At 64.6% G+C, this 7,427-nt stretch carries 8 protein-coding genes; 5 read left to right on the top strand and 3 right to left on the bottom strand.

All coding sequences use genetic code 11. The annotated features are described in order from the left end of the window. The 3 genes from AC1DGP_RS21730 to AC1DGP_RS21720 form a co-directional block, all read left to right on the top strand. On the top strand, positions 1-161 hold a 161-nt coding region (locus AC1DGP_RS21730), incomplete at its 5' end, for a DNA translocase FtsK (RefSeq protein ID WP_441478069.1). A 184-nt stretch (positions 162-345) separates the two neighbouring features. Next, complete coding sequence (locus tag AC1DGP_RS21725) at positions 346-627, top strand: hypothetical protein (protein WP_441507120.1); 282 nt, start codon at positions 346-348, stop codon at positions 625-627. Positions 628-994: 367 nt separating this feature from the next. Continuing rightward, entirely contained in the window at positions 995-1,300 is a 306-nt protein-coding gene (locus AC1DGP_RS21720) for a hypothetical protein (protein WP_441490823.1), read from the top strand. A 113-nt stretch (positions 1,301-1,413) separates the two neighbouring features. Here AC1DGP_RS21720 and AC1DGP_RS21715 read toward each other — a convergent pair whose 3' ends face one another. Next, positions 1,414-2,349 (bottom strand): helix-turn-helix domain-containing protein, encoded by a 936-nt coding sequence (locus tag AC1DGP_RS21715; RefSeq protein ID WP_476832517.1) that lies wholly within the window; start codon positions 2,347-2,349, stop codon positions 1,414-1,416. 152 nt (positions 2,350-2,501) lie between these two features. Between AC1DGP_RS21715 and AC1DGP_RS21710 the strand changes: the two genes are divergently transcribed. Both AC1DGP_RS21710 and AC1DGP_RS21705 read left to right on the top strand, forming a co-directional pair. Then, positions 2,502-3,440 carry a glycine reductase gene (locus tag AC1DGP_RS21710; RefSeq protein WP_441507118.1) on the top strand — a complete coding sequence of 313 codons (939 nt, stop codon included), beginning with the start codon at positions 2,502-2,504 and terminating at the stop codon, positions 3,438-3,440. 147 nt (positions 3,441-3,587) lie between these two features. Next, positions 3,588-5,219 (top strand): AMP-binding protein, encoded by a 1,632-nt coding sequence (locus AC1DGP_RS21705; RefSeq protein ID WP_441507117.1) that lies wholly within the window; start codon positions 3,588-3,590, stop codon positions 5,217-5,219. Between the two features lie 210 nt (positions 5,220-5,429). Here AC1DGP_RS21705 and AC1DGP_RS21700 read toward each other — a convergent pair whose 3' ends face one another. Then, a complete protein-coding gene (locus tag AC1DGP_RS21700) occupies positions 5,430-6,377 on the bottom strand; it encodes a ring-cleaving dioxygenase (RefSeq protein WP_441507116.1) in 948 nt (315 codons plus the stop codon). 251 nt (positions 6,378-6,628) lie between these two features. Continuing rightward, entirely contained in the window at positions 6,629-7,384 is a 756-nt protein-coding gene (locus AC1DGP_RS21695) for a metallophosphoesterase family protein (RefSeq protein ID WP_441507115.1), read from the bottom strand. Positions 7,385-7,427: the final 43 nt, after the last annotated feature.

Raw genomic sequence — 7,427 nt, 5'->3', positions numbered from 1 at the left:
GCGACAAGAAGGCCTCGACCTCCTATATCCAGCGCCGCCTGCAGATCGGCTACAACCGCGCCGCCTCGATCATGGAGCGCATGGAGAACGAGGGCATCGTCGGCCCCGCCAACCACGCCGGCAAGCGAGAAATCCTCGTCGAGGCCAGCGCGTCGCCTTGATCTCCATCTCCAGCGGGCGGAGACGTCGCTGCCGCGCTGGCAGCGACGTGCGTGACCGACCTCGTCTGCTGCCGGTTGGGAACGCAGACCCCTCGCCCGTTCGGCGCGGCAAGCGAAGACTGGTATGTTGCGCAACCGATGCGGTTACTATGCGGCCGTAGCTTCGCTCGCACCGGAGGCGACGATGAACCGAGCCGTTCTGTCATTGATGCTGATGTTGGCCGCGGATCTTGCGTTGGCTCAGCCCCGGCCCTCCACCGTCAACAGGCCCTGCAGTGCCAGCCGGCACGATGTCATTGCCAACGGCGCCATCGTGCTCGGTACCGGTGGCTACACCTATGACCGCTTCGTGCGCGACCGCAGTTTCTGCGAACTCGATGAATATGCCGATCCCGCCTGGGTTCCGAGCCGCGACACAGCGAGCTGCTTCGTCGGCTATCGCTGCAAGAGCGGGATGTATGACTAGGCAGGAGCGAAGTCCCCGCGCACGGCAAGGCCGCGCGCACCTTCGTCTTTCCCATCCCTTGCGCGGAAGACAGTCTGAGCGGCCGTTCCACGTCTGGGGCGAGCGGACATGCATCTCGGCCCGGCAACCCGCAACCCTACGACGCTGAAGCTGACATTAGGCTGACACGTCATGTCAGGTTTGCGAGCCGAATTGTCGGGTAAAACGGCGCCTGAGGTTCCCGCCAGGAGCCCGCTGAACTTCGCTGCGCAGACCTTTCCGAAGACGGACACGCGACGGGCATCACTCCAGCAATTGAAACCGGGGAGCTTCGTCAGGTGGCCGAACCTATCGTTGGGCGGAACTTGAGTGGAGGGAGGAACGCGTCATGGGATATGCAGTCGATCCTTACGGCCCGGCACGGAATACCGCTCTGCTTGCGAGCATCACCGCGCTGGAGGCAGCCGTGATCGTGATCCTCGGACAGGTGGCGCTGCTGGGAGCCGATTCCGTAGAAGAGGCCCATGTCACCCTCGCGGAACTCCGGGCCCATTGCGAGCAAGTGAGGGAGACCTTGCTGTCGATGGCGGTGCCGCGCAATGAAGCCGACTCGGTTATCTTCAGCACGAGCTTCACCAGAGAGCTCGACCACATCTTCGGGGCCATTCGGTTCCGCAAGGCGACATCGCAATGATATCGCAAAGCTCCTGAGGCAGATGCCATCGCGCGGGATCCCAAGCGGTGGCGACCTCTCCTTCCGAACGGGCGCCGCCGATGCCTGGCATGGCGCCCCCCGCGTCCCGGATCTCACTCCGGTTGAGCCAGAAGCGGCCTCATCGCTTCATTGATCCAGTGCCATTCGGAGCCGGCCGGGCCTCCTGCATCGTCGCCGCGCAAGATGGCGAGCAGTTGCTGATAGCGGATCGAACGGGCGTGGTGTTTCCGATACTGATCGAGATGCCAGTCCAGGAAAGCCCGATCGGGAGCGCGGTTCATTGCGCGGGCTGAGTCTTCAAGCCATTCCCGCGCGATCGCGGCACCGCTTGCGGAATCCGGTTTTGCGCTGTCGTCCATCGCGGCGCGAACCTTGGCGAGGGTCCGGTTCGCGGCTTCGGCATAGGCGGCGGGGTCGAACTCAGCGGTCGACATGGCCCCAGCATTCGCCCGCATCTCGGCCATGTAGCTTTCATCGGTGATGATCACCGTAAGCTCGGCCCAGGCATCGATCTGCGCGGGCCTCGGATCGTCCGGGAGCTCGGGTGTGCTGGCCTCGATCATCTGGCGCTTCCAGGCATCGTCCATCTGCGCGCCTCCGGCGACCTCGTCGTAGAAGCGCTCGACCAGCAGGCGGAACTGGGCATTGGAAAGGGTCGTCACGGTCCATAATCTCCTGAGATCGGTTTCGGTGGGGTCTGGCGACTTCAAGGTCGCGCGCAGGACGGCGGCGACACGGCGCTGCGAGGCGATCTCCGCCTCCAGCGCGCGAAGGCGCATGGTCAGAACGTCCGTCAGCGAAAGCCGCCTCGACAGGAACTTTCGGATGACTGCGAGGCCCAGCCCGATATCGCGCAGCGCCCGGATCAGATCGAGACGCGCGACATCCTCCGCGGAATACACACGGTAGTTGCTGAAAGTTCGCGTCGCCGGCGGCAGCAATCCGCTGTCCGAATAGAACCGAATCCGCCTGACCGAGACGCCGCTGAGCTTTGCAAGCTCGCCAATCGTGTGCCGTTCTTCCTTCATGGCGTCGTCCTAGGGTCTCCACCGGATGGAGGGTCAAGCGCTGCCGGAACTGGCGGCCGACCAATTCCGGGTATCCGCGCATTGCAGCGCCTCGCGACGCTGCTCTACCGTGCGGCCCATGCCGCGCCGCGGCAGGAACAGGAGCGCCCGCGATGGTCGGCGAACGCAGCGACATATTTGGGTTTGCGCCCGCCCATGATGCGCCGATTCCCTATCTTCAGCGCGTTAGCACCTACTATCAGGCGCTGGGATATGGTCAGCCCTACGCATGGGCGCATTACGCCGCGGTGCCGTTTCAGGCTTTGGCGAGGCCTCTTTCTGAGTGCCGGGTGACGATCATCACGACGGCTGCCCCCTACCAACCGGACAAGGGCGATCAGGGGCCGGGAGCGCCCTACAACGCTGCAGCCAAGTTCTATTCCGTCTATTCCGCCGATAGCGGCGAGGAGCACGACCTGCGCATCGCCCATGTCGCGATCGACCGCACGCATACGACCGCCGAAGATCTCGGGAGCTATTTCCCGCTGGCCGCATTGCGCCAGGCGGCGATCTCAGGGCGGCTCGGCTCGATTGCACCGCGCTTCCATGGCTTGCCGACCAATCGCAGCCACCGCGTGACGCTCGAGGTCGATTGCCCGGAGATCGTCGCCCGCTGCAGGGCGGATGCGGTCGATGCAGCGATTCTGGTGCCGAATTGCCCCGTCTGCCATCAGAGCGTCAGTCTCGCCGCCAGGGCGCTGGAGGAGAATGGCATCGCGACCGTTGTCATGGGTTGCGCCAAGGACATCGTCGAATATGTCGGTGTGCCGCGCTTCCTGTTTTCGGATTTTCCGCTCGGCAATTCCGCGGGGCGACCGAACGACCGCAGCTCCCAGGACGTCACGCTCGATCTGGCTCTGGCCACCCTGGAGCGGGCACCGGCGCCACGGACCACGGTGCAGTCCCCCTTGATCTGGAGTTCCACCCCGGACTGGAAGTTGCACTATTGCAATATCGAACGTCTTTCGCCCGATGAGATCCGGCAGCGACGGGCCGCCTTCGACATACAGAAGGAGACCGCCAGGGCAATCCGTGAACAGGCGCCGGGTTGAAGCCTCCGCTCTGGCGTGAAGCAGCGGCAACGCCGCAGAGCGCCGCTCGCAATTGACGATACCGCCGGATCTGCCGCAGGCTTTCGCCAGAAATCGCCGCCCTGCCCCTGGGCCGGATCAGAGCGATGCCTTGGAGGAGCGCGGCTGATGACGGTTGGCAAGGATTTGGCAGATGCCGCGAACGTGCCCGGGAGCGACGCGTGCGTGCTGCGCCACATGCTCGAGCGCCAGGCCAGGACAAATCCGGATCGGCGCTTCGTCCAGTTCTGGCCCGGCGCGACCTGGAGCTATGGCGAAACGCTGCGACAGGTGCGTTTGCACGCTGCCGCCCTTGCCGCGGCCGGCGTGAAGCAGGGCGACCATGTGCTGTGCTGGATGGGCAATGGCCCCGACCTGCTGGCGACCTGGTTCGCGATCAACTATCTCGGCGCCGTCTATGTCCCGCTGAACACCGCCGCGCGCGGCCGCCCGCTCGAATATGTGCTCGACGATGCCGACGCGGCGTTGATGGTCGGCCATCGGGCGCTGGTGCCAAGGTTGGCGGAGGTCAATCCCGGCAAGCTGCGGCAGGTTCTGCTGGTCGGCGAGAGCGAGCAACGGGAGCCGCAGCTCGCAGGCGTCACCGTCGCCCCGTTCGAGCTCCCCGCCGTGGTTGCGGACGATACCCTGGCGCTGGAGCGTGCGATCGAGCCCTGGGACACCCAGGCGATCATGTACACCTCCGGCACGACCGGCAATGCCAAGGGCGTGGTGTCGTCCTATGTCCAGCTCTACACGATGGGGCCTGACGCATTCGACTGCATCGGCCCCGAGGATTGCTGCCTGGTCTGCGGCCCGATCTTCCATTGCGGCTCGACGCTCTATGTCTATGCGATGCTCGCCTGCGGCGGATCGATCGGCATGGTCCGCGAGTTCCGCACCGCTGATTTCTGGGATGCCGTTCGCGGTACCGGCAGCACTCTGGTCTTGCTGCTCGGCGTCATGGCGACGTTCCTGCTGAAGCAGCCGGCCAGTGCGTCCGACCGGGAACACCCCCTGAAGAAGGCCTTCATCGTGCCCTTCGGCGAGGACGCCGTCTCGTTCCGCGAGCGCTTCGGCGTCGATCTGCACACCGTCTACAACATGACGGAGATAGCCAGTCCGCTCAGTGCCGGCCCCGGCATTTCAGAGCAAGGCCTGGCAGGCTTGCCGCGACCCTGGTTCGAATTGCGGGTCGCTGATGCTCATGACTGCGAAATGCCAAGGGGCGAGGTCGGCGAATTGCTGGTTCGCTCGCACCGGCCGTGGGCGCTGATGAAAGGCTACTATGGGAATGCCGAGGCGACGGTCGCGGCGATGCGCAATGGCTGGTTCCACACTGGCGACGCCTTTCGCCAGATGCCGGATGGGCGCTTCTTCTTCGTCGACCGGCTCAAGGACGTGATCCGCCGGCGTGGCGAGAACATTTCCTCCTTTGAACTGGAGAGCGAGATCCTGGCCCATCCCGGGGTTCGCGAGGCGGTTGCCGTCGCGGTGCCGAGCGAGCATGGCGAGGATGAGGTCCTGGCCGTCGTCACCCCGATTGCAGGCGGCGCACTCGACCAGACCGAGCTTGTGAGCTTCCTGGCGGAGCGCATCGCGCATTACATGGTGCCGCGCTTCATCCGCATCGTAGACGAACTTCCAAAGACGGCGAGTGGCAAGCTGCAGAAGCATGTTCTGCGCAGCGAAGGCGTCACGGCCGATACATTCGACCGTGACGCCGCCGGGATCCGCATCAGAGCCGAGCGGCTCGGCTGAGCCGCTCGGTGCGTTGGATCATCGGACCGGATACCGATCCGATGATCTCGCCTTTCGTGTGGGCACCGCTTGCCCGAGAACCACAATCCAGTCTCGGGCCGATGCCTCCAGTTCATCGGACCGGATATCGTATCCAGTCCGATGATCTAACCCGTTGTCTTTGCATCGGCTTTGCCCCGAAAACCGCAATCCACTTTTCGGGCCGATGCTTTAGAGCGGCTTCAGATTGGCCTCGATCTGCCGGCGCTTCGGTTCCAGGAACGGCGGCAGCGCGAGCTTTTCGCCCATCGTTTCGGCCGGCTCATCGGTTGCGAAGCCGGGACCATCGCTGGCGATCTCGATCAGGATTCCATTTGGCTCACGCAGATAGAGCGAACGGAAATAGAAGCGATCGACCGGTCCGCTATTGGGATAGCCGGTCGCGCGCAGGCGCTCCGCCCACTCATCGTACTCGCCGAAGGTCGGCGTCCGCAGCGCGAGATGGTGGACACCGCCCGCCCCTTCGCGTGCCTGCGGCAGGTCGGGCTCGACCGCGACATGCAGCTCCGCCGCCGGCCCGCCATCGCCGACCTTGAAGACGTGGATGTCGCCGGTCGCATGAGCCGCGTCGCGATAGTCCGCAATGCGCTCGAGGCCGAGCAGCTTGCCCAGCACGAGCTCGGTCCGCTCCAGCTTCGGCACGGAAATCGTCACCGGGCCGAGGCCACGGATCTGATGTTCTGTCGGCACGGAACTCCTGTCCCAGGCCACGAAGGGAATCGCACCGCCATCGGCGATCAGCGTCAGGCGCTGGCCTTCCGGATCCTCGAAATCAATCGCGGCGCGGCCATTGATGGCGCGGATATCCGAAACCGCGACGCCAGCCGCCGTCAGCCGCTCGCGCCACCAGTCCAGCGACGTCTCGTCACCGACGCGCAGGGCGGTGCGGGTAATCGAATGGGTGCCGCGCTTGGCCGGAGGAGCCGGCCAGTCGAAAAAGGTCAGATCGGTGCCGGGCGAGCCGGCGCCGTCGGCGTAGAACAGATGATAGGCCGAGGTGTCGTCCTGATTGACCGTTTTCTTGACCATGCGCATGCCGAGCGTCTCGACATAGAAGCGCCGGTTCTGCGGCGCGTTGGCCGAGATTGCGGTGACGTGATGGATGCCCGTGAGCTTCATTGGTGACCTCCTGATCGCTTCCTTGGCCCGTTGGCCAGTGTTCGCAGCAGAGATAACCGCTTTCGAATGCAACAACAGATCACGTGTTGCCACGACGACGTTGCGAAAATGCAATGATCTGGACTCTGCCTGTCCCTGTGAGTGGGTCAGGCGGGTTGCCCCGTCATTCCCACGATACAGGTCCGGCACGAGCCGGGGCCATTGGTTCTCGAACGAATGGTGGCCGGCGAGGTTCCGGGTTGCGATCCGGCTCAGCCCGTCGTCAGGATTCGCCGGCCGGTGCCTTCGAGCACCACGCAGGTTAGCTGCCCCGTTTCATAGGCGCGTGTGTCGATACCGATCCGGTTCGGGCGGATGACGGGCGCAGTCGTCGGCGTATGCCCGTGAACCACGACGAAACCGAAATCCTCTTCGCTGTCGAGAAATTCGTGCCGGATCCAGAGCATGTCTTGCTCGGATTGCTCGCCGAGCGGAATGCCCGGGCGGATGCCGGCATGCACGAAGAGATAGTCACCGCAGCGCCAGTTCAGGGGCGCCTGCGCGATGAATGCGGCGTGGTCGGCCGGTTGCGCTGCGAAGAAACGCTGCACGATCTGACGGCACGCCAGATCTTCCTCGACCTCGTCGAACTCGGCCACGTCGATGCCGTAGGATGCCAGCGTCTCGACGCCGCCAAACCGGCACCAGCGCAACACGAGATCGGGCGCATCGCGAATACCGAGCGTGTAGTCCTCATGATTGCCGCGCAGCGTGACGAGCTCACGTTCACGCCGCTTGTCGATGAGATGAGCGATCACGCCAGAGGAGTCGGGACCGCGGTCGATATAGTCGCCAAGCATGACCTGGATGACGCGCTTGCCTGAGGCTGAACGGGCATCCGCTTCGATCTGGGCCTCGATCTCGCGCAGCAGATCGAGGCGGCCATGGACGTCGCCCACCGCATAGATGCGCAGGCCGTCAGGTATTGCCGGCTGGCGGCCGGCGAGCGGCGGGTTGGCGGCATCCATGGGCTTGGCTCCGGCGGTATCTGATCGCCGGGCCTTGTCGCCC

The organism is Allobosea sp. 05T433, assembly GCF_056396065.1.
This window is presented reverse-complemented; position numbering and strand designations above follow the sequence as displayed.